This window comes from Nocardia sp. NPDC127526 (assembly GCF_042672265.1).
In the GTDB taxonomy this organism is placed as follows: Bacteria; Actinomycetota; Actinomycetes; order Mycobacteriales; family Mycobacteriaceae; genus Nocardia.
On record NZ_JBHXVO010000003.1, the window covers coordinates 164,196 to 185,578 of the forward strand.

The following is a 21,383-nucleotide window of genomic DNA, read 5'->3' on the forward strand; positions in this document are numbered from 1 at the left end:
GGCTCTATGCACTCCCGTCGTTCGTATCGCCGGTCACCGCGGGCGATGACCCTTCAAAAGCTTGTGCCGGGTGCCGGTGACGTCGTTGCGGACGCTCCGGTACCGGGTCCCACCCACCAGGGTGCCAGGGCGCGCATTTGACCAGACGCACGGCCGCCAGTCCGAGGCCGACGAACAGTCCGCGCGTGCGCAACGCGGTCACCGCGTACTCGCTACAGGTGGGGGTGAACCGGCACACCGGCATACGAGTGGGGGAGATATAGGTCCGATACAGCTCGATGAGAAATATCAGAGCTTTGGCCGGGAATCGGGCAGCGGCGCGCAGGGCGTTCATGCCGGCTCGGATTCACGGGTGAGAGTGCCGAGTTTGCGCAATCCGCTCTGCACCTGCCGCGCCAATTCGGCGGAGGGAGCGTCGGCCGCGCCCGGCAGCGCGCGAAGAACGACATCGGCACCGTCCGGCAATTCGGCCGCCAGGCTCGCGCAGATATGACGCAGGCGGCGGGCCACCCGGTGGCGCACCACCGCCGGACCCACCGCCTTGCTGACGATCAGGCCGAAACGCGGACCGCCCACCCGGATGACCGGGTCGGATCCGTATGCCTGATCGTCGTTGTGTAGCAGTACGTGCACAACGAGATCCCGCCTCCCGATCCGCCGGCCCTGGCGCACCGTCCGGGAGAAGTCGGTACGCCGATGCAGCCGATACGGCTCAGGAAGCACCTGAGCGTCCGGTGTGCGGGCGGGTAGGGGACCAGAGACCGTACGGCGAACAAGACGTGATACGCCGCATCGGGTGATTACCGGATCAGGCCGTCAGCTTGGCGCGGCCCTTGCCACGGCGCGCCGAGACGATGGCGCGGCCCGCACGGGTGCGCATCCGGAGGCGGAAGCCGTGGACGCGCGCCCGACGACGGTTGTTCGGCTGGAACGTCCGCTTGCCCTTGGCCACGGTCAACACTCCTCTAGGTGGTGGGCGTCCGGTGACGCCCGAAGCTTTTCGGTGGAACTGCCGCATCGCGTGGAATCGGGATGATTCCTCGGTGCAATACCCTTGTCGGCACGGGCAGCACGCAGCCGCCACCGCACCATAGGGTGACTGTAGAAGGGTACTGATCTGCTGGACGAGGGTCAAACTCGGGGTCGATCGACCCTTGGGCGCGCCGTCTCCTGCGGGTTCGTGTCGCCGGGGGTGGTTCGTGTACGGTCCTTAACCGGCGTGCCGGAGGTTCGACACCAGGCATTCGAGCGACCGCGGGAATCTTTGCCGAAAGTTTGCTGAAGAACCGCAGGTCCACGCCCGATTCGGGGGATTCGACGCGATGCGACGCGTATCCCCAGGTTTTCCACATCTGTGGATAATTGTGTGGAAAGACCCCTGGAGTGGCATATTCGTAGGGCCGACGGTGCCTCGCCGACGCCCGGTTTCCTGGTCTCCAGTCATCATTCCCGGGGGAGCCGAGCAGTGCCGACCGTCTGCTCCTATCGACCTAGCTCCGGGGAGGACGACGTTCGTGGACGACGAGCAGAACGTGTTGACCAGCGTATGGCCCGAGGTGGTGGCCGAACTCGCCGGCGGATCCGACGACGGTGAGATCCAGCCGGTCAGCAAGGCTCACATGGCCTGGCTGCGGATGATCGAACCGATCACCCTCGCCCAGGGATTCGCCCTGCTCTCGGTGTCCGGGACGATGGCGCAGGGCGTGGTCGAACGCGATCTGCGCGAACCCATCCTGCGCGCGCTGACCCGCCGCGGACTGCAGGTGGAGGGGCTGGGCGTGCGCATCTCCGCCCAGCAGAACACACCCGCCGACCGGGCGCCCAAGCCGCGGCACGCCCGCATGACCTCGCGACCGGAGCGCCCGCGCGAGCCGGAACCGGGTCCGGTGGGCTATCCACCGGCAGCCGCGCCGCCGCCCGCGCCGGAACGCCAGCTGCCGCACTACCAGGCCCCGCCGGAGTACCGGCAGCCGCGCTACCTGCCGCCACAGGAGTACCCGGGCGAATACCCCGACCAGGATGGTTATCCCCCTGTGGAATTCGGGCAGCCGCCGATGGCCGAAGAGTTGCCGGTGCCCGCGCCCGAGCCGCAGATGGCGCCCCGGCGCCGCGAGGAACGCCGCGCCGCGCCCCGGTCGCCCGGGCAGGAATCGCTGTTCTCCCCGGAGCCCGAGGACGAGCCCGCGCCCATGCCGGCCGCGCGCCGCCCGGTGGACGAGGACCATCACGACGACGAGCCGGTGGTCAATGTCCGCAATACCTGGCCGACCTACTTCAACAAGTCGCCCGAGCGGGAGACCGCGCCGGCCTCGGGCACCAACAGCCTGAACGCGAAGTACACCTTCGAGACCTTCGTCATCGGCGCCTCCAACCGCTTCGCGCACGCCGCGGCGGTGGCCATCGCGGAGGCGCCCGCGCGCGCCTACAACCCGCTGTTCGTCTGGGGCGCTTCGGGTTTGGGCAAGACGCATCTGTTGCACGCGGCCGGGCACTACGCCCAGCGGCTGTTCCCGGGCATGCGGGTGAAGTACGTCTCCACCGAGGAGTTCACCAACGACTTCATCAACTCGCTGCGCGACGACCGGAAGGTGGCGTTCAAGCGCCGCTACCGGGAGACCGACATCCTGCTGGTGGACGACATCCAGTTCATCGAGGGCAAGGAAGGCATCCAGGAGGAGTTCTTCCACACCTTCAATACGCTGCACAACGCCAATAAGCAGATTGTCGTCTCCTCCGACCGGCCGCCCAAGCAGCTGGCCACCCTGGAGGAGCGGCTGCGCACCCGCTTCGAATGGGGCCTCATCACCGATGTGCAGCCGCCGGAGCTGGAGACCCGCATCGCCATCCTGCGCAAAAAGGCGCGCATGGACCGCCTGGACGTGCCGCACGACGTGCTGGAGCTCATCGCCAGCCGGGTGGAGCGCAATATCCGCGAACTCGAGGGCGCGCTCATCCGCGTGACCGCGTTCGCCTCGCTCAACGGGCAGCCGCTGGATCTGTCGCTGGCCGAGGTGGTGCTGCGCGATCTCATGCCCGATACCGCCACGCTGGAGATCACGGCGGCCACGATCATGGCCGTGACCGCGGAGTACTTCAACACCACCCTGGAAGAGCTGACCGGGCCGGGCAAGGCGCGGCCGCTGGCGCAGGCCCGGCAGATCGCCATGTACCTGTGCCGTGAACTCACCGACCTATCGCTACCCAAGATCGGTCAGGCCTTCGGCCGCGACCACACGACGGTCATGTACGCCGAGAAGAAGGTGCGCAAGGAGATGACCGAGCGGCGCCGGGTGTACGACCAGGTTCAAGAACTCACAGCCAGGATCAAGCAACGCTCTCGCTGATCCACAGCTAACAGGCCCCCACGTCACTTGACGTGGGGGTCTTCTGTTTTCGGGGTTGTGGATTCCTCGAGGAGTCCTCGAGGAAAGCCTGGGGATTCCTCGAGGAATCCCACTGTTGTCCACCGGTTTGCTCCCAGGGGCTCACTCACAGTGGTGCACAGGGGTTGATGCACAGTTCCCACAGGAGGATTCATCCTCGAGGGCTGACCTGCGCGAAGTCCGGTTCATCCCTGTGGATTCCTCGAGGAGTCCTTGTTCAGTCCTCGAGGAATCCTCGAGTTGTCCCCGGTTTCGCTCAGATGTGGGCAGAGCCGCCGGAAATCGGGGAGCAACTCGAGGATGGCTCGAGGATGACTGTGCAGAACGCCGTCTGCTCCACAGCCATCCGACGTTCATCCTCGAGACACTCTCGAGACATCCCCACGCCGCCACACCCTCCGACCAGGGAGAACCGGCGGAGTCCACAGAACTAACAGGCCCTACTACTACTTCAGTTCTTCTTCTAGAAAAGGTTCTTCTAAAACAGGGTGTGTGGAAACTCGGGTTGGGAGGGCAACGATTCGCTCGCAGCCCCTCCCCACCCGAACGAGAGGCAAGGAGAAGAGGGGATCCGGTTCTCCTCGATCCGATGCGTCCTCGGATGCCCCGGAGGGTCGGCGTAGGCAAGAGCGACAGGCGCGGGTACGGTTTGGTGTCGGTCGCCTGTGCCAGACTGCGCAGGGGTGGCTGATTCCAGAGCTTTCCGACATGAGCCGACGCGTAGGAGAGGACAGACCGGGCGATGGAGCTTGCAAGCATGAAGTTTCGGGTCGCTCGCGAGGACTTCGCCGAATCCGTAGCCTGGGTGGCCCGCAGCCTGCCGTCGCGGCCTCCGGTGCCCGTGCTCGGCGGTGTACTCCTCGTGGCCGACGAGGACGGCCTCACGGTCTCCGGCTTCGACTACGAGGTCTCCGCGCAGATGCGCGTGGCCGCCGAGGTCGCCGGGCCGGGCCAGGTGCTGGTGTCGGGCCGCCTGCTGGCCGACATCACCAAGGCGCTGTCCAACAAGCCGGTGGACGTGTCGGTGGACGGCACCCGGGTGCTGATCGCCTGTGGCAGTGCGAAGTTCTCGCTGCCCACCATGCCGGTCGAGGATTATCCCCAGCTTCCCGAGCTTCCTCCCCAGACCGGTGAGCTCGGCGTGGACGTGTTCGCCGAGGCGGTCGGCCAGGTGGCCGTGGCCGCCGGGCGCGATGACACGCTGCCCATGCTCACCGGCATCCGGGTCGAGATCGAGGGCCCCAAGGTCGTGCTCGCGGCCACCGACCGCTTCCGCCTCGCCGTGCGCGAGCTGGAATGGCAGCCGGGCCGCGCCGATGTGGAGACCGCGGTCCTGGTCCCGGCCCGCACCCTGTCCGAGGCCGCGAAGACCCTCGGCGCCTCCGATCAGCCGGTGCAGCTGGCCTTCGGCACCGGCACCGACGGCCTGCTCGGCATCGTGAACGGCGGCCGCCGCACCACCACCCGCCTGCTCGACGCCGAATTCCCCAAGTTCCGCCAGTTGCTCCCCAAGGAGCACACCTCCATCGCCACGCTGTCGGTGAGTGCGCTGACCGAGGCCATCAAGCGTGTGGCCCTGGTGGCCGAGCGCGGCGCCCAGGTGCGGCTGGAATTCTCCGATGAGGGCCTGCTGCTCTCGGCCGGCGGCGACGACGCGGGCCGCGCCGAGGAATGGCTGACCGCCGAATTCCGCGGTGAGCCGCTGACCATCGCCTTCAACCCGGGCTATCTGGTGGACGGCCTGTCCGCGCTGCGCACCGATCGGGTCACCTTCGGCTTCACCACCCCCAGCCGTCCGGCGGTGCTGCTGCCGGCGCCGGAGGAGGATCCGGAGCCCCTGGACTCGGGCGCCTTCGCCGCCCTGGCCAGCCCGTACATCTACCTGCTCATGCCGGTGCGGCTGCCCGGCTGATCGGCCGGACATCTGTGCACAGTGTTGACAAACCTGTGAAAAACTCGGCGGGCGTAGGGGTTTCGCCGTACCTGGAAATCGGCATGGTGAACTAGCCGGATGTACGTGCGGACGTTGTCACTGCGCGATTTCCGGTCCTGGGAAGCCGCTGAGCTGGAGTTGCCTGCCGGGCGCACGGTTTTCCTGGGGTCCAATGGCAATGGCAAGACGAACCTGATCGAAGCCGTCGGCTATTTGTCCACACTCGGTTCACACCGGGTGGCCGCCGATGCCCCGCTCATCCGCATCGGCGCGACGCGCGCCCGCATCGGCGCCACCGTGGTCAATGCCGGGCGGGAGCTGCGGGTGGATATGGAGCTCAATCAGGGCACCGCCAACAAGGCGCAGATCAATCGCTCGCCGGTGCGGCGGCCCCGGGAAATCCTGGGGATTCTGCAGACCGTGCTGTTCGCGCCCGAGGATCTGTCGCTGGTGCGCGGCGATCCGTCCGAGCGCCGCCGCTTCTTGGACGAGCTGGCCACGGCCCGGTTGCCGCGGCTGGCCGGGGTGCGCGCGGACTACGACAAGGTGCTGCGGCAGCGCTCCGCCCTGTTGAAAACCGCTGGGCGCAATGCCCGTTCGGGCAATCGCGGCGCCGAGCTGAGCACCCTCGACGTGTGGGACGGCCACCTCGCCGCGCACGGTTCGGTACTGCTGGCGCAGCGGCTGCGGTTGGTGCACGAACTTTATCCACATCTTGCACAGGCTTATTCAGGTATCGCTCCCGAATCCCGGCCCGCCGCAATCGGTTACCGCAGTTCGAGTCTGCCGCCGGAGTTCCTGGACCCGGCCCGGCCGCCCGGCGACGACGATGCGGAGGTGCTGGAGGCAATCCTGTTGCGCGAGTTGTCCACAGCTCGTCCCAAGGAACTGGAACGCGGGGTCTGCCTGGTCGGCCCGCACCGCGACGATCTGGAGCTCATGCTGGGCAGCGCACCCGCCAAGGGTTTCGCCAGCCACGGCGAATCCTGGTCCTTCGCACTGGCTTTGCGGCTCGGCGCATTCGAGCTGCTGCGCACCGCGGGCACCGATCCGGTGCTGATCCTCGACGATGTCTTCGCCGAACTGGATCGCCGCCGCCGCACCGCCCTGGCCGCCGTCGCCGCCACCGCCGAACAGGTGCTCATTACCGCCGCCGTTCCCGAGGACGTCCCCGCCGAACTCGACGCCAACCCGCTGCGGGTGGAAACCACCGGCGAAGCCGACCGCCGCATCTCGCGAATCGCCGCATGACACGCGGTCCACATGGCGTGACTGCGACAACCCCGCATGGGCCCGGCGAGCCTGTCGGCCCGATGCGGCAGAATCTCCCAGACTGACTGGCACGGACGAAAGGGAAGTGAATGGCCGAACAGCCGGAATTTCACGAGCCCGCGCCCGGCGCCACCGGCCCGGAGGGCGAACTCCGCGGCGTGGATCTGGCCCGCCGGGCACTCGAGGAAGCACGCGCCGCCGCCCGTGCCGCCGGTAAATCCGTCGGTCAGGGCCGCGCCTCGCCGCGCAAGGGCGGAGTCCGCGCGCTGCGCCGCCGCCGCACCGGCTGGTCCGGAGCCCATCCCGATGATCGCGATCCCCAGACCCTGTCGTCGCTGGCCATGCAATTGGCGAAGGGCCGCGGGTGGTCGGGCAAGGTCGCCGAGGGCACCGTCTTCGGCCGCTGGTCCAGCGTGGTGGGGGAGGACATCGCCGCGCACGCCCAGCCGATCTCCCTGGAGAACGGCGTGCTGAGCATTCAGGCCGAGTCCACGGCCTGGGCCACCCAGTTGCGCATGTTCCAATCCCAGATCCTGGCCAAGATCGCGGCCGCGGTCGGCAACGGCGTCGTCACCTCGGTCCGCATCAACGGCCCGACGGCCCCGAGCTGGCGCCACGGCGAACGCCACATCAAAGGCCGCGGTCCCCGCGACACGTACGGATAGCGCGCGACCGCCGGCCCGACAGCTTCTCGGAAAGGGGTTCGGGGGCGAAGCCCCCGAGAGCCTCCCGAGAGTTGGGGCGTTTCACGTGGAACCAGGCTGTTTTTGTCGGTGCCGCCGACTAGGGTGGGAAGTGATCGGTCGCTTTCCTCGCCCTGTCGTCGGCAGCGCGCGACCTAGATCGCGGTGGAAACCTGTCGCAAACTTTCCGGCCCGATTTCCGGCGCGCCGCGCCCGCCGCAGGATCGCCCGCTGAGGCTCTCGGAACCCCCGCCGCCCATGACCGGACATATTGTTGGTCGATTTCACGCGCGCACGGCCCACTCAGGGGTGTCATAGGTGCATTCTGTGTCGGGTGTACCAGTAGGATGGGGGAGTAACTAGCGGCGATACCTCCCGGCGCGTTCGGCGGCACTTCGCGCGTGAACCCGTAACTCTCGAGCAGACAGGCTTCGGGCCCCACGTGTGCACGCTCGCCAGTGCCCGGAGGATCAGCAAGTAAGGAGAGCTACCGACCAGTGGCTGCCATGGACTCCAACGCATCCGGCTCGACCTCGGGCAAGCAGAACTACGGTGCCGACTCCATCACCGTCCTCGAAGGCCTCGAAGCGGTTCGCAAACGCCCCGGTATGTACATCGGTTCCACCGGTGAGCGCGGCCTGCACCACCTGATCTGGGAAGTCGTCGACAACTCCGTCGACGAGGCGATGGCCGGATACGCCTCGCGGGTCGACGTGAAACTGCTGGCCGACGGCGGCGTCGAGGTCATCGACGACGGCCGCGGCATTCCCACCGGCATGCATGCCCAGGGCGTGCCCACCATCGAGGTGGTCATGACCCAGCTGCACGCCGGCGGCAAGTTCGACGGCGAATCCTATGCGGTGTCGGGCGGTCTGCACGGCGTCGGCATCTCGGTGGTGAACGCGCTGTCCACCCGGCTCGAGGCCGAGGTGGATCACGACGGTTACCACTGGACCCAGGAATACAAGGATTCCAAGCCGGGCAAGCTGTTCCAGGGACAGCCGACCAAGCGCACCGGCACCACCATCCGGTTCTGGCCGGATCCGGAGATCTTCGAGACCACCACCTTCAACTTCGAGACGGTGGCGCGGCGCCTGCAGGAGATGGCCTTCCTGAACAAGGGACTGACCATCACCCTGACCGATGAGCGGGTGTCCGAGGGAGATGTCACCGACGAGGTGGTGTCCGAGACCGCCGAGGCGCCCAAGCACGCCGAGGAGGGCGCGGAAGCCGCCGCGCCGAAGGTGAAGACCCGCACCTACCACTACCCGGGCGGGCTCGAGGACTTCGTCAAGCACATCAACCGCACCAAGACGCCGATCCACAATTCGATCGTGTCGTTCAGCGGCAAGGGCACCGGGCACGAGCTCGAGGTGGCCATGCAGTGGAACTCGGGTTACTCCGAGTCCGTGCACACCTTCGCCAACACCATCAACACCCATGAGGGCGGCACGCACGAAGAGGGCTTCCGCGCGGCGCTCACCACGGTGGTGAACAAGTACGCGAAGGACAAGAAGCTGCTCAAGGAGAAGGACGGCAACCTCACCGGTGACGATATCCGCGAGGGTCTCGCCGCCATCGTGAGCGTGAAGATCGCCGATCCGCAGTTCGAGGGCCAGACCAAGACCAAGCTCGGCAATACCGATGTGAAGGGTTTCGTGCAGCGCACCTGCAACGAGCACCTGACGCACTGGTTCGAGGCCAATCCGGCCGATGCGAAGACCATTGTGACCAAGGCGGTTTCGTCCGCCCAGGCCCGCGTCGCCGCGCGCAAGGCGCGCGAGCTGGTGCGCCGCAAGTCCGCCACCGATCTGGGCGGTCTGCCCGGCAAGCTGGCCGACTGCCGGTCCAAGGATCCGAGCAAGTCCGAGATCTACATCGTGGAGGGTGACTCCGCCGGTGGCTCGGCCAAGTCCGGCCGCGACTCGATGTACCAGGCGATCCTGCCGCTGCGCGGCAAGATCATCAACGTCGAGAAGGCGCGCATCGACAAGGTGCTGAAGAACAACGAGGTCCAGGCCATCATCACGGCCTTCGGCACCGGAATCCACGACGAGTTCGATATCGCCAAGCTGCGCTATCACAAGATCGTGCTGATGGCCGACGCCGACGTGGACGGCCAGCACATCTCGACGCTGCTGCTCACCCTGCTGTTCCGCTTCATGCGCCCGCTGGTCGAGCAGGGTCACGTATACCTGGCCATGCCGCCGCTCTACAAGCTCAAGTGGCAGCGGTCCGAGCCGGAGTTCGCCTACTCCGACCGGGAGCGCGACGGCCTGGTGGAGCGTGGCCTGGCCGCCGGCAAGAAGATCAACAAGGACGACGGCATCCAGCGCTACAAGGGTCTCGGCGAGATGAACCCGAAGGAGCTGTGGGAGACCACCATGGATCCGGCGGTTCGCGTGCTGCGCCTGGTCACCCTCGACGACGCGGCCGCCGCGGACGAGCTGTTCTCCGTTCTCATGGGCGAGGACGTGGAAGCCCGCCGCAGCTTCATCACCCGCAATGCCAAGGACGTTCGGTTCCTCGACGTCTAGTCCGCGCGAGCGGGGGCCGGTGAGCCCCCGCCTGCGCGCCGCGAGGAACCCCCGAACCCCCTTCTTACGGAGACCAATTCATGACTGATACCACCCTTCCGCCGTCCGGTGGCGACCGCATCGAACCGGTCGACATCCAGGCGGAGATGCAGAATTCCTACATCGATTACGCCATGAGCGTGATCGTCGGCCGCGCGCTGCCCGAGGTGCGCGACGGCATGAAGCCGGTGCACCGGCGCATTCTGTACGCGATGTACGACAACGGGTATCGGCCCGACCGCAGCTATGTGAAGTCCGCCCGCCCGGTCGCCGACACCATGGGTAACTATCACCCGCACGGCGATACGGCCATCTACGACACTTTGGTGCGCATGGCGCAGCCGTGGTCGCTGCGGTATCCGCTGGTGGACGGTCAGGGCAACTTCGGTTCGCGCGGCAATGACGGCGCGGCCGCCATGCGCTACACCGAGTGCCGCCTGACGCCGCTGGCCATGGAGATGCTGCGCGAAATCGACCACGAGACGGTCGATTTCCAGGCGAACTACGACGGCAAGACGCAGGAACCGATCGTCCTCCCGGCCCGCGTGCCCGCGCTGTTGATGAACGGCGCCAACGGCATTGCCGTCGGTATGGCCACCAATATCCCGCCGCACAATCTGACCGAGCTGGCCGAGGCCATCTACTGGGCGCTGGACAATCACGAGGCGGACGAGGAGTCCACCCTCGCGGCCTGCATGGAACGCGTGAAGGGCCCGGACTTCCCGACCTCCGGCCTGATCGTCGGCACCCAGGGCATCCACGACGCGTACACCACCGGCCGCGGTTCCATCCGCATGCGCGGTGTGGTGGAGATCGAGGAGGACGCCCGCGGGCGCACCACCATCGTCATCACCGAGCTGCCGTACCAGGTCAATACCGACAACTTCATCAATGCCATTGCCGAACAGGTGAAGGACGGCAAGATCGCGGGCGTCTCCGACATCCACGACGAGTCCTCCGACCGCGTCGGCATGCGCATCGTGGTCACGGTCAAGCGTGACGCGGTGGCCAAGGTGGTGCTGAACAACCTCTACAAGCACACCCAGCTGCAGACCTCCTTCGGCGCCAACATGCTGTCCATCGTGGACGGGGTGCCGCGCACGCTGCGCCTGGATCAGATGATCCGGCTGTACGTGACGCACCAGTTGGAAGTGATCGTCCGGCGCACCAAGTACCTGCTGCGCAAGGCCGAGGAACGCGCCCACATCCTGCGCGGTCTGGTGAAGGCGCTCGATCAGCTGGACGCGGTGATCGCCCTGATCCGCCGCTCGGCCGATACCGAGACCGCCCGCACCGGCCTCATGCAGTTGCTGGAGATCGACGAGATCCAGGCGACCGCCATCCTGGACATGCAGCTGCGCCGGCTGTCCGCCCTGGAACGCCAGAAGATCCTGGACGAATTGGCCAAGATCGAACTGGAGATCGCGGACCTGAAGGATATTCTGGCCAAGCCGGAGCGGCAGCGCGCCATCGTGCGCGACGAGCTGCAGGAGATCGTCGACAAGCACGGTGACGATCGCCGCACGAAGATCATCTCGGCCGACGGCGACGTGGCCGACGAGGATCTCATCGCCGTCGAGGACGTGGTCGTCACCATTACCGAGACCGGGTACGCCAAGCGCACCAAGACCGATCTCTACCGCTCGCAGAAGCGCGGCGGCAAGGGCGTGCAGGGTGCGGGGCTGAAGCAGGACGATATCGTCCGGCACTTCTTCATCAGCTCCACCCACGACTGGCTGCTGTTCTTCACCAACAAGGGCCGGGTGTACCGCGCCAAGGCCTACGAGCTGCCCGAGGCCAATCGCACCGCGCGCGGTCAGCACGTGGCGAACCTGCTGGCCTTCCAGCCGGACGAGAAGATCGCCCAGGTCATTCAGCTCAAGACCTATGAGGATCAGCCGTATCTGGTGCTCGCGACCCGCAATGGTCTGGTCAAGAAGTCCCGTCTGACCGATTTCGACTCGAACCGTTCCGGCGGCATTGTCGCGGTCAATCTTCGCGATGGGGACGAATTGGTCGGTGCGGCACTGTGTTCGGCCGATGACGACCTGCTGCTGGTGTCGGCGCACGGTCAGTCCATCCGCTTCTCCGCCAATGACGAGGTGCTGCGCCCGATGGGCCGCGCCACCTCCGGCGTGCAGGGCATGCGGTTCAACGCCAGCGATGAACTGTTGTCGCTCAACGTCGTTCGCGAGGGCGATCAGACCTATCTGCTTGTCGCCACCGCCGGTGGGTACTCCAAGCGCACGGCGATCGACGAGTACACCGCACAGGGCCGCGGCGGAAAGGGCGTATTGACCATTCAATACGACGAGAAACGTGGCAGTCTGGTCGGTGCGCTCATCGTCAACGACGACGACGAGCTGTATGCGATCACTTCGGGCGGCGGCGTAATCCGCACCGCGGCGAATCAAGTTCGCAAAGCCGGACGTCAAACCAAGGGCGTGCGATTGATGAACTTGGGCGAGGGCGATACGTTGCTTGCGATCGCGCGTAACGCGGATGAGCCCGACCAGGTTGCCGAAGATGACACCAGCGGTTCGGCGAAGCAGTAGTTTCTCCACAGCAGCGGCGGCACCAAGAATCGAAGGATTCACCATTGACCACGAATCAGCCGAATGACCAGCGCGGTCACGCCAACGGTGTGACCGAGAGAATCGCCCCCTCTCCGATTCCGCCGCGGCCCATTCCGCGCCCGGGTGCGAGCGAGGGCGGAGCGCCGCAAGCGCAGTCTCAATCGCACGAAATGCCGGATAACTCCGGTGATTTCGCGCCGGAGGTCACGGGGCGAATGAGTGATCCGACCGAGGTGACCGCACCCGAGTCGGTGGATGAACCACAGCAGCAGCCGGCCGGTTCGCCGTATCAGGACGGCGGCTGGTCGCAGCTGCCGCAGCGGGAGCCGCAGTCCAATCTGTACCGGCCCGGTCAGGCGCCGGTCCAGGGGCGGCCCAGCGGCGGACTGTCGGGCGGCCTCAATGCCGGCGTCTCCAATGCCCGCACCACCGCCGACCTGGCGGCCAAGGCGGCGCGCAAGGAGGCCGCCATGGTGAAGTCCGTCGGCATCGACGGGCCCACCCGCAGCATCGCCCGGCCGGAACTGGTGAAGGATCTGCCGGATCTGTCGGAGATGCGGCATCCGCTGCCGCCGCCGGAGCCCATCGCCCCGGCCGGTCCGGTCTCGCCGTCCGCCCCCGCGGCGGTGGCGCAGGCCGCGGCCACCGGGGAGCCGCTGCGCGCGACCGTGCAACTGCGCCATATCGATCCGTGGTCCACGCTCAAGGTCTCGCTGGTCATCAGCGTCGCCATGTTCTTCGTGTGGATGCTCGCGGTCGGCCTGCTCTACCTGGTGCTCGAGGGCATGGGCGTGTGGGAGCGCCTGAATTCCACGTTCACGGACATGGTTTCGGACAGCTCCTCCACCGCGCTCATCGACGCGGGCACCGTCTTCGGCTACGCCGGCGTCATCGGCCTGATCAATGTGGTGCTGCTGACCGCGCTGTCCACGGTCGGCGTCTTCGTCTACAACCAGTGCACCGACTTGGTCGGCGGCATTCAGGTGACCCTGGCCGACCCGGACTGACGCCCCTTCGGGGCGAAGGACAAGAGGGGTTCGGGGGGCTTCCCCCCGAACCCCCCTTTCATGTTGGGGGTTCGGGGGCGAAGCCCCTGAGAGTCCGAGAGTTGCAGCTGCCTCACAGGCCTGTGACCGGCCGTTTTGGTTATCGCAAGCCGATCCGGTAACCTTTTGCCTCGGCTCGGGAAACACTCCCGGAGCCGAACTAGGGCCTATAGCTCAGGCGGTTAGAGCGCTTCGCTGATAACGAAGAGGTCGGAGGTTCAAGTCCTCCTAGGCCCACTCCCGAGAATCACAGTAGGGTGGGATTCATGAAATTTCTCCTCACGATCGGTATTGTCGCCGCGGTGATCTTCGGAATCAGCAAACTGCGTCAGCGCAATGACGCGGACCTCTGGCACGAGGTAACCACCCGCTGATCGAAACTTCGGGGTTCCCACCCCGTCCGGGGCCTTAGCTCAATTGGCAGAGCACTGCCTTTGCAAGGCAGGGGTTAGGGGTTCGATTCCCCTAGGCTCCACACTCACGAAAGCCGTAGGCCACAAGCCTGCGGCTTTTTCACGTATTCGGTCCGGTTGCCCTGTGACACGGGACATCACGCGCTTTTCCGGCCTGATCCGGACGTAAGGTGGCGAGATGGCGTCCACTGAGATCTCCAAGCTCGTCCAGTCTGTGGTGGACCCGTATCTGCTGAACGGGACCCGCAAGTACAACCGGCGCGAGGTGGCGCGCAAGACCAAGGTGCCGACCTCGCTGACGCGACGGCTGTGGGTGTCGCTGGGATTCCCGGCCGATCCGGACGACAACGCGCTCGAATACAGCGACGCCGATATCGAGGCGGCCAAGACCTTCGGGCGGCTGAATGTGCTGGCGTCGGCCGATATTCACCGGCAGACCACCGCGGCGCGGACGCTGGGGCGGTCCATGGCGCGGTTGGCGGAGTGGCAGGTGGATCTGGTCACCGAGGAGATCCTGGAGCGGATCGCCAAGCGCACCGCCGCGGATCCGCAGGCCGATCCGGAGGCGGTGGCGCTGGTCGCCACCCAGGAGGTGATCGCCGACTTCGAGTCGCTCATGTCCTATGCCTGGCGGCGGCATCTGGACGCGGCGCTGGCGCGGTCGCTGGACGAGGGCGCGGTCGCCGGCGACACCATGCGGGTGCTGGCGGTGGGCTTCGCCGATATGGTCGGCTACACCCGCCTGACCCGGCATCTGGAGCCGGACGAGCTGTCGGCGCTGCTGGAGGCGTTCGAGACGGCCACCAGCAATGCGATCATCGCCAATGGCGGCTGGGTCATCAAGAACGTCGGCGACGAAGTCATGTTCGCCGCCAACAGCGCCAAGGACGGCGCGCGCATCGCGCTCGCCATCCAGGAGGCGGCGACGGCCTCGCACGGCGTCACCCAGGAATTGCGGGTCGGGCTCGCGTACGGCGAGGTGCTGCAACGGTTCGGCGATCTGTACGGCTCGGTGGTGAATGTGGCGGCGCGGCTCACCGGTGTGGCGCGGCCGGGCACCGTGCTGATCGACGAGGGCGCGGCCAAGGCGGTGACCGGTGATCCGCAATTCGAATTGCGCAATCTGCGCACCGTGCGGGTGAAGGGCATCAATAGGCTGCACGGATATGTGCTGCGCCGGAACGAGATTCGCCCGCTGGTCTGAGCGCGCCGGAAAAATGGTCCGGGAATAGGGGCGGGCCTCGGCGAAGGGGGGGAGTTAGCCGAGGCCCGCGTAAGGTCGGCCCGGGGGGGAGGGGCCGACGGGAACGATCCTACGCGACACCGGGCGATTGTGTGGCCATCGGGGCATCGCGTTCGAAGATTTTTTCGCGGAAAAGATGTCGTACCCCGGTGCGAGGATGGCGTCGTGACCGCGAAACCGGTTCCGAGCCTGCGAAGTCGAGTAGTGCGCTACTCGCGTTTCCGCCCGCTGACCGGGCGGATCATCGAATCGGCCGCATCCCGTCCCGGCACCCCCGAGCACCGCCGGACCCCCACGGGATGCGGCCACTGCTGTATTACGGCTTTTTCACATCCGGTAATTCAGATGACTTCCCACTCGGCGAAGAGTGATACTTGCTCGGAATGTCCGGTCTTGGTCGGCAGCATCGATGCAGCTCAGGGCACCTGCCACGACGAAATCACGAGACATCAGGAGAATCATGCCCGACGCCATAGTCGCCGAGGGTCTGGTCAAGAGATACGGCAAGGTAGCCGCTCTCGACGGACTCGACTTATCCGTACCCGAAGGAACCGTCACCGCCCTGCTGGGCCCGAACGGCGCCGGTAAGACGACCGCGGTCCGGGTGCTCACGACCCTGTTGATCCCGGATGCCGGGCGCGCCACCGTCGCCAATGTCGATGTGCTGAAGGATCCGCAGCTGCTGCGCTCGCGCATCGGCACCTCCGGCCAGTACGCGGCCGTCGACGAATACCTCACCGGCTTCGAGAATCTCGAAATGGTCGGCCGGCTCTATCACATGGGCGTGCAGCGAAGTAAAGAGCGCGCTCGCGAACTCCTGGAACGCTTCCGGCTCAGCGATGCCGGCGACCGGCCCGTGAAGGGCTACTCCGGCGGTATGCGCCGCCGCCTCGACCTGGCCGGCGCCCTGGTCGCGAATCCGCCGGTGCTGTTCCTCGACGAACCCACCACCGGCCTGGATCCCCGTGCGCGCCTGGATCTCTGGGATGTCATCGAGGAATTGGTGGCGGGCGGCACCACGCTGCTGCTGACCACCCAGTACCTGGAGGAGGCCGACCGACTGGCCGATTCCATCGCGGTCATCGACCACGGTCACGTCATCGCCGAGGGCACCTCCGACGAATTGAAGGCCATGGTCGGCGGCGACCGCATCGAGCTGGTCGTCGACCACGTGGACAATCTGGCCGTCGCGCAGCGTGCGCTGCAGGGCCTGGCGGGCGGCGAGATTCGGCTCGAACCCGGCCTGCGCCGCATTATCGTGCCGGTGAACGACGGGTCGCAGGCGCTGGTGGACGCCATCGGCCAGCTCACCAAACACGAAGTGGCGATTCATGATGTCGGCCTGCGCCGGCCCTCGCTCGACGATGTGTTCCTGACCCTCACCGGGCACGAGGCAGAGGAATTGATCAACGGCGCCAAGGGCGGCGCGGAGGATCTGGCCACGGACGGAGGAGCCCGATGAGCGCCACCCTGATCACCGCCGAGAAACCCTCGCTCACCCAGCGGGCCGCCATGCTGGTCAGCGACAGCCTGACCATTACCAAGCGCAATGTCATCAAGATCAAGCGTGTGCCCGACGTCCTGATCTTCACGACATTGTCGCCGATCATGTTCGTGCTGCTGTTCGCGTACGTGTTCGGCACCGCCATCAAGGTGCCCGGCCTGGAGGGCGGCTACCGCGAATTCCTCATCGCGGGCATCTTCGCCCAGACCGTGGTCTTCGGCGGCACCTTCACCGGCCTGAGCCTGGCCGAGGATATGCAGAAGGGCATTATCGACCGATTCCGGTCGCTGCCCATGGAACCGGCGGCCGTGCTCATCGGGCGCACCGGCGCGGATGTCGTCATCAATGTGGTGAGCCTGGTGGTCATGTCACTGGCCGGCCTGGTGGTCGGCTGGCGCATCCGCGGCTCGTTCCTGGACGCCGTGCTGGCCTATGTGCTGCTCTTGCTGTTCGCCTACGCGGTCTCGTGGATCATGGCCGTCATCGGCCTGATAGTGCGCGCGCCCGAAGTGTTCAACAACGCGGTGTTCATGGTGATCTTCCCGCTCACCTTCCTGGCCAACACCTTCGTGCCGCTGAACGATCTGCCCGGACCGCTGAAGGTGTTCGCGGAATGGAATCCGGTGTCGGCGTTGACCGAAGCGACCCGCGAGCTGTTCGGCAACACCAGTCCGGCCTTCCCGCCGCCGGACACCTGGTCCATGCGGCATCCGGTGGCGACGACCCTCATCTGGGTCGTGGTGATCCTGGTGATCTTCGTGCCGCTGGCCGTGCGCCAGTACAAGCGGTCAGTGAGCCGCTGAGTAATCCGGGGACGGAGCGGAGCCGTTGCGCGAATAACCCAGGCGCGGCGGTTCCGCGGCGGGCGCCGGAGGCTGCGGGCGGCGGCTCACGAAGAACGCCACGACCCCGCCGGTGACGGCGAGCAGCGCGGCCAGAATCAATCGAGTGCGAGAACTACCCAGGCCCATGCGACCACTGTGACACAGCAACAGTTTTCGCGCACGAATGGGTGCTGAGAGGCCCCGGAGACGGCTCCGGGGCCTATTTCTCATTCCACCGTCACGCTCTTGGCGAGGTTGCGGGGCTTGTCGACGTCGCGGCCCAGGGCGAGGGCGGTGTGGTAGGCCAGCAGTTGCAGGGGGATGGTGAGGATGATGGGGTCGAGTTCCGGGCAGACCGCGGGGACGCGGATGATTTCGTCGGCGACGCCGTCGGGGAGGGGGGCGTTGGTGACGGCGATGACCGGGCCGCCGCGGGCCTTGATCTGCTCGATGGTGGTGAGGTTCTTGGCGAGCAGTTCGTCGTCGGGGACCAGGACGACGCTGGGCATGTCCGGGTCGATGAGGGCCAGGGGGCCGTGTTTGAGTTCGGAGCCCTGGTACGCCTCGGCGTGAATGTAGGAGATCTCCTTGAGTTTCTGGGCGCCTTCGCGCGCCACCGGCCAGGCGCGCACGCGGCCGACGAAGAACATGCTGCGGGCCTTGGCGTAGCGGGCCGCCACCTCGGCGATGGCGGCATCGTCGGCGAGTACCGCGTCGATGGCGTCGGGCAGGGCGCGCAGACCGGTGACGACGCGTTCGCCGGCCGCCGCGGACAGGTCGCGGACGCGGCCGAGCAGCAGGGCGAGCATGGCGAAGGAGACGGTCATATTGGTGAGCGCCTTGGTGGAGGCCACCGAGACCTCGGGACCGGCGTGCAGGAACACGCCCGCGCCGCACTCCCGGGCGATGGCGCTGCCCACCACGTTCACCGCGCCGATGACGCGGCCGCCCTTGCGCTGCAATTCCTGAACGGCGGCAAGGGTATCCAGGGTCTCTCCGGACTGGCTGATGGCGATGTAGAGGGCATCCGGGTCGACCACCGGATTGCGGTAGCGGAATTCGGAGGCGGGCTCGGCCACCGCGGGAATGCGGGCCAGCTCCTCCACCAGCTGTGCGCCCAATTGGCCCGCGTAATAGGCGGATCCGCAGCCCAGGAAGACGACCTTGCGGATGCCGCGCAGCTCCCGCGCGTCCATATTGAGCCCGCCCAGGACCGCGGTGGCGAAGCGCTCGTCGAGCCGGCCGCGCAGGGCGCGGCGCACGGCGTCGGGCTGTTCGGCCATCTCCTTGCGCATGAAGTCCGGGTAGCCGCCGAGCGCGTAGTCCTCGGCCGCCATATCGATGGTGGTGGGCGTCTTGTCGGTGCGCCGGGCCTCGAGTCCCAGTGTGCTGGTGCGGAATTCGCCCGCCCGCACGGTAGCCAGCTCGCCGTCGTCCAGGAACACCACCCGCTGGGTGTGGTGCACCAGCGCGGCCACATCGGAGGCCACGAACATCTCGCCGTCGCCCACGCCGAGCACGATGGGGCTGCCATTGCGGGCCACCACCAGCTCGTCGGGGCGGCGCGGGTCCAGGACGAGCAGGCCATAGGTGCCCTCCACCCGGCGCAGCGCCGTGCGCACCGCATCCTCCAGGGAGTCGGCGTCGTCGAGCGCGGCGGCGATGAGGTGGGCGATGGCCTCGGTATCGGTGTCGGACACGAATTCCACGCCGGCGGCGGTCAATTCGGCCCGCAGCTCCTCGGCGTTCTCCACGATCCCGTTGTGCACCACGGCGATCCGGCCCGCGCCGTCGGAGTGCGGGTGCGCATTGGCGTCACTGGGCTCGCCGTGGGTGGCCCAGCGGGTGTGCGCGATGCCGGTATTGCCGCGCAGCCGCGCGCCCTCGGCGTCCACCCGGTCGCGCAGATCCTGCACCCGGCCCTGGGTTTTGGTGATCCGCAGCCGGCCGCGGTGCGGCACCGCCAGGCCGGCGGAGTCGTAGCCGCGGTATTCGAGCCGGTGCAGGCCCTCCAGCAGGACCGGTACCGCATCCCGATGGCCGATGTATCCGACGATTCCACACATTGCGCGTTGGTCTCCTAGTTACCCGTAGACGAGGCGTCGCAGCTGTCGTTCGGTGAAGGCGGGGGCGGCGACGCGGCGCTGCGCCAGCTCGGCCGCGATGCGCTGCCAGATCTCGGCATTGCGCACCTGCCGCCGCTGCAGCTCGGCATGGCGGCGGCGCACGAACTGTTCCGCGGTCTCGTCGAAATACCCGACCACATCGGCCACCACCCGGGCGGCCACCGCGGGCGGCAGGCCGGTGGAGGCCGCCACATGGCGGACCAGATCGTCGGGAACCCCGTCATTCACCCGCACGAGCCTGCCCGATGATCGGCAATTCGCCAACATTTCTGCCCGAATCCGGGCAAGAAGTCACATGCGCGCCATCTCTGCTGCTCGAGGCGCGTGCCGTGGAGCAGCCGGAACCCGCCCGCACTTAAGCTGGGCGGCGTGACCTCACCGAATCAGACCGCCGTGGCGACGCTGCACACCAATCACGGCGATATCAAGATCTCGCTCTTCGGTAACCACGCACCCCGCACGGTGGCGAACTTCCTCGGCCTGGCCGACGGCTCCGCCCCGTACACCACCAAGAACGCCGCGGGCACCGACTCCGGACCGTTCTACGACGGCGCCATCTTCCACCGGGTCATGGACGGTTTCATGATCCAGGGCGGCGATCCCACCGGCACCGGCCGCGGCGGCCCGGGCTACGAGTTCAAGGACGAGTTCCATCCGGAACTGCGGTTCGATCGCGCCTACCTGCTGGCCATGGCGAATGCCGGCCCGGCCACCAATGGCTCCCAGTTCTTCATCACCCTGGGCCCGCAGCCGCATCTGAACCGCAAGCACACCATCTTCGGCGAGGTCCTGGACCCGGACTCGCGCAAGGTGGTCGACACGATCGGGGCGGTGGCGACCGACCGCAACGATCGGCCCAAGGACGAGGTCGTGATCTCCGGAATCACCATCTCCTGAATCCGGCCGGACCCGAAGAGAAGTCGATATGAATCCGTACCAGCCCGCACCGACCTGCTTCCGCCATCCTGATCGCACCACCGGGCTGGGCTGCACCCGGTGCGGGCGTCCGGCCTGCCCGGACTGCCTCACCCCGGCCGCGGTCGGCCAGCACTGCACCGAATGCGTGCGCCAGGGCCGCCAGGATGTGCGGCCGGTGCGCAATCAGGCCGGGGCGGCGGTGTCGAGTAACTCGCAGCCGTTCGTCACCTGGGCGCTGATCGCGATCAATGTCATCGTCTTCGGCATCACCGCGTTCGAGGCGCGCAACGCCATGGAGAACCGCTACTCCAACCTGTTCATGGAGTGGGTGCTGGCGCCCGCGCTGGTCGGCGAGGGCGAATGGTGGCGGGTTATCGGATCTGGATTCCTGCACTTCGGCTGGATCCACCTGGCGGTGAACATGCTCGCGCTGTACATGCTGGGCCCGTATTGTGAGGCGGCGCTGGGGCGGGCGCGGTATCTCGCGGTGTATGTCGTGTCGCTGCTGGGCGGCTCGGCGGCTGTCACCGTTCTCGAGGATCCGTTGAGAGGGACAGCGGGCGCCTCGGGAGCCATCTTCGGCCTCTTCGGCGCGGTGGCGATCATCATGCTGCGAACGAAGCAGAACCCGACGCAGATCCTGGTGCTGCTGGTGATCAACCTGATCATCACGTTCACGGTGCCGAACATCTCGGTGTGGGGTCACCTCGGCGGATTGGTGGCCGGAACTGTCGCCGCGGCCGGGATCCTGTATCTGCCGCGCTGGCTGCGGGTCCGCACCCAGGGTTCCGCCGCGGGGATCGGCTGGGCGGTGCTGGCGGCGGTCGCGGTGGTCGCCATCGCGGCCATCGTGGCCGGTGCGCCGGCAGTGGTGTCGTTCTAGACG

At 67.0% G+C, this 21,383-nt stretch carries 19 protein-coding genes and 2 tRNA genes; 15 read left to right on the forward strand and 6 right to left on the reverse strand.

From position 1 onward, the window contains the following. Positions 1–4: 4 nt before the first annotated feature. From yidD to rpmH, 3 genes are all read right to left on the reverse strand, one after another. Positions 5–334 carry a membrane protein insertion efficiency factor YidD gene (gene yidD / locus ACFVIV_RS06900; RefSeq protein ID WP_379193849.1) on the reverse strand — a complete coding sequence of 110 codons (330 nt, stop codon included), beginning with the start codon at positions 332–334 and terminating at the stop codon, positions 5–7. Beyond that, positions 331–723 (reverse strand): ribonuclease P protein component, encoded by a 393-nt coding sequence (gene rnpA, locus ACFVIV_RS06905; RefSeq protein WP_379193850.1) that lies wholly within the window; start codon positions 721–723, stop codon positions 331–333. The genes yidD and rnpA overlap by 4 nt, the downstream gene beginning before the upstream one ends. 85 nt (positions 724–808) lie before the next feature. Next, positions 809–952, reverse strand: coding sequence for a 50S ribosomal protein L34 (rpmH, locus tag ACFVIV_RS06910; RefSeq protein ID WP_033085250.1), 144 nt, complete (start codon positions 950–952; stop codon positions 809–811). A gap of 562 nt (positions 953–1,514) precedes the next feature. Here rpmH and dnaA point away from each other — a divergent pair. From dnaA to ACFVIV_RS06975, 13 genes are all read left to right on the forward strand, one after another. Then, positions 1,515–3,344 (forward strand): chromosomal replication initiator protein DnaA, encoded by a 1,830-nt coding sequence (gene dnaA / locus ACFVIV_RS06915; RefSeq protein WP_379193851.1) that lies wholly within the window; start codon positions 1,515–1,517, stop codon positions 3,342–3,344. Between the two features lie 781 nt (positions 3,345–4,125). Further along, entirely contained in the window at positions 4,126–5,295 is a 1,170-nt protein-coding gene (gene dnaN, locus ACFVIV_RS06920) for a DNA polymerase III subunit beta (RefSeq protein ID WP_379193852.1), read from the forward strand. 99 nt (positions 5,296–5,394) lie between these two features. Continuing rightward, positions 5,395–6,567 carry a DNA replication/repair protein RecF gene (recF, locus tag ACFVIV_RS06925; RefSeq protein WP_379193853.1) on the forward strand — a complete coding sequence of 391 codons (1,173 nt, stop codon included), beginning with the start codon at positions 5,395–5,397 and terminating at the stop codon, positions 6,565–6,567. A 110-nt stretch (positions 6,568–6,677) separates the two neighbouring features. Further along, the gene (locus ACFVIV_RS06930; RefSeq protein WP_379193854.1) at positions 6,678–7,253 is read left to right on the forward strand and encodes a DUF721 family protein; all 576 of its coding nucleotides are present in this window, start codon (positions 6,678–6,680) and stop codon (positions 7,251–7,253) included. A gap of 524 nt (positions 7,254–7,777) precedes the next feature. Beyond that, positions 7,778–9,808 carry a DNA topoisomerase (ATP-hydrolyzing) subunit B gene (gyrB, locus tag ACFVIV_RS06935; RefSeq protein WP_379194201.1) on the forward strand — a complete coding sequence of 677 codons (2,031 nt, stop codon included), beginning with the start codon at positions 7,778–7,780 and terminating at the stop codon, positions 9,806–9,808. Positions 9,809–9,888: 80 nt separating this feature from the next. Next, positions 9,889–12,402 (forward strand): DNA gyrase subunit A, encoded by a 2,514-nt coding sequence (gene gyrA, locus ACFVIV_RS06940; protein ID WP_379193855.1) that lies wholly within the window; start codon positions 9,889–9,891, stop codon positions 12,400–12,402. A gap of 44 nt (positions 12,403–12,446) precedes the next feature. Next, complete coding sequence (locus tag ACFVIV_RS06945) at positions 12,447–13,430, forward strand: DUF3566 domain-containing protein (RefSeq protein WP_379193856.1); 984 nt, start codon at positions 12,447–12,449, stop codon at positions 13,428–13,430. Positions 13,431–13,632: 202 nt separating this feature from the next. Next, positions 13,633–13,706, forward strand: a tRNA-Ile gene (locus ACFVIV_RS06950). Between the two features lie 29 nt (positions 13,707–13,735). Further along, positions 13,736–13,843 (forward strand): DLW-39 family protein, encoded by a 108-nt coding sequence (locus ACFVIV_RS06955; protein ID WP_218020906.1) that lies wholly within the window; start codon positions 13,736–13,738, stop codon positions 13,841–13,843. Positions 13,844–13,871: 28 nt separating this feature from the next. Next, a tRNA-Ala gene (locus ACFVIV_RS06960) sits at positions 13,872–13,944 on the forward strand. Between the two features lie 116 nt (positions 13,945–14,060). Then, positions 14,061–15,086, forward strand: coding sequence for an adenylate/guanylate cyclase domain-containing protein (locus tag ACFVIV_RS06965; RefSeq protein ID WP_379193857.1), 1,026 nt, complete (start codon positions 14,061–14,063; stop codon positions 15,084–15,086). A 499-nt stretch (positions 15,087–15,585) separates the two neighbouring features. Further along, positions 15,586–16,587: an ATP-binding cassette domain-containing protein gene (locus ACFVIV_RS06970; RefSeq protein ID WP_379193858.1), complete on the forward strand. Its 1,002-nt coding sequence runs from the start codon at positions 15,586–15,588 to the stop codon at positions 16,585–16,587. Beyond that, the gene (locus tag ACFVIV_RS06975; RefSeq protein WP_379193859.1) at positions 16,584–17,432 is read left to right on the forward strand and encodes an ABC transporter permease; all 849 of its coding nucleotides are present in this window, start codon (positions 16,584–16,586) and stop codon (positions 17,430–17,432) included. The genes ACFVIV_RS06970 and ACFVIV_RS06975 overlap by 4 nt, the downstream gene beginning before the upstream one ends. Here ACFVIV_RS06975 and ACFVIV_RS06980 read toward each other — a convergent pair. The 3 genes from ACFVIV_RS06980 to ACFVIV_RS06990 all read right to left on the reverse strand — a co-directional run bounded on the left by ACFVIV_RS06980 (position 17,418) and on the right by ACFVIV_RS06990 (position 19,807). Beyond that, the gene (locus ACFVIV_RS06980; protein ID WP_379193860.1) at positions 17,418–17,600 is read right to left on the reverse strand and encodes a hypothetical protein; all 183 of its coding nucleotides are present in this window, start codon (positions 17,598–17,600) and stop codon (positions 17,418–17,420) included. The two genes, ACFVIV_RS06975 and ACFVIV_RS06980, sit on opposite strands and share 15 nt — an antisense overlap. Positions 17,601–17,680: 80 nt before the next feature. Next, positions 17,681–19,519: a glutamine--fructose-6-phosphate transaminase (isomerizing) gene (glmS, locus tag ACFVIV_RS06985; RefSeq protein WP_379193861.1), complete on the reverse strand. Its 1,839-nt coding sequence runs from the start codon at positions 19,517–19,519 to the stop codon at positions 17,681–17,683. Positions 19,520–19,537: 18 nt separating this feature from the next. Next, positions 19,538–19,807 (reverse strand): hypothetical protein, encoded by a 270-nt coding sequence (locus tag ACFVIV_RS06990; protein ID WP_379193862.1) that lies wholly within the window; start codon positions 19,805–19,807, stop codon positions 19,538–19,540. Between the two features lie 132 nt (positions 19,808–19,939). Here ACFVIV_RS06990 and ACFVIV_RS06995 point away from each other — a divergent pair, with 132 nt between their 5' ends. Both ACFVIV_RS06995 and ACFVIV_RS07000 read left to right on the forward strand, forming a co-directional pair. After that, a complete protein-coding gene (locus ACFVIV_RS06995; RefSeq protein WP_379194202.1) occupies positions 19,940–20,476 on the forward strand; it encodes a peptidylprolyl isomerase in 537 nt (178 codons plus the stop codon). A 28-nt stretch (positions 20,477–20,504) separates the two neighbouring features. Further along, entirely contained in the window at positions 20,505–21,380 is an 876-nt protein-coding gene (locus ACFVIV_RS07000) for a rhomboid family intramembrane serine protease (RefSeq protein ID WP_379193863.1), read from the forward strand. The last annotated feature ends 3 nt before the right edge of the window (positions 21,381–21,383 follow it).

Bases quoted from the DNA above. Each gene is read 5' to 3' on its own strand.
- ACFVIV_RS06965 (WP_379193857.1), top strand. From the start codon at position 14,061: ATGGCGTCCACTGAGATCTCCAAGCTCGTCCAGTCTGTGGTGGACCCG.
- dnaN (WP_379193852.1), top strand. From the start codon at position 4,126: ATGGAGCTTGCAAGCATGAAGTTTCGGGTCGCTCGCGAGGACTTCGCC.
- recF (WP_379193853.1), top strand. From the start codon at position 5,395: ATGTACGTGCGGACGTTGTCACTGCGCGATTTCCGGTCCTGGGAAGCC.
- yidD (WP_379193849.1), bottom strand. From the start codon at position 334: ATGAACGCCCTGCGCGCCGCTGCCCGATTCCCGGCCAAAGCTCTGATA.
- ACFVIV_RS07000 (WP_379193863.1), top strand. From the start codon at position 20,505: ATGAATCCGTACCAGCCCGCACCGACCTGCTTCCGCCATCCTGATCGC.
- gyrA (WP_379193855.1), top strand. From the start codon at position 9,889: ATGACTGATACCACCCTTCCGCCGTCCGGTGGCGACCGCATCGAACCG.
- gyrB (WP_379194201.1), top strand. From the start codon at position 7,778: ATGGACTCCAACGCATCCGGCTCGACCTCGGGCAAGCAGAACTACGGT.
- ACFVIV_RS06975 (WP_379193859.1), top strand. From the start codon at position 16,584: ATGAGCGCCACCCTGATCACCGCCGAGAAACCCTCGCTCACCCAGCGG.
- ACFVIV_RS06980 (WP_379193860.1), bottom strand. From the start codon at position 17,600: ATGGGCCTGGGTAGTTCTCGCACTCGATTGATTCTGGCCGCGCTGCTC.
- ACFVIV_RS06930 (WP_379193854.1), top strand. From the start codon at position 6,678: ATGGCCGAACAGCCGGAATTTCACGAGCCCGCGCCCGGCGCCACCGGC.
- ACFVIV_RS06970 (WP_379193858.1), top strand. From the start codon at position 15,586: ATGCCCGACGCCATAGTCGCCGAGGGTCTGGTCAAGAGATACGGCAAG.
- glmS (WP_379193861.1), bottom strand. From the start codon at position 19,519: ATGTGTGGAATCGTCGGATACATCGGCCATCGGGATGCGGTACCGGTC.
- ACFVIV_RS06955 (WP_218020906.1), top strand. From the start codon at position 13,736: ATGAAATTTCTCCTCACGATCGGTATTGTCGCCGCGGTGATCTTCGGA.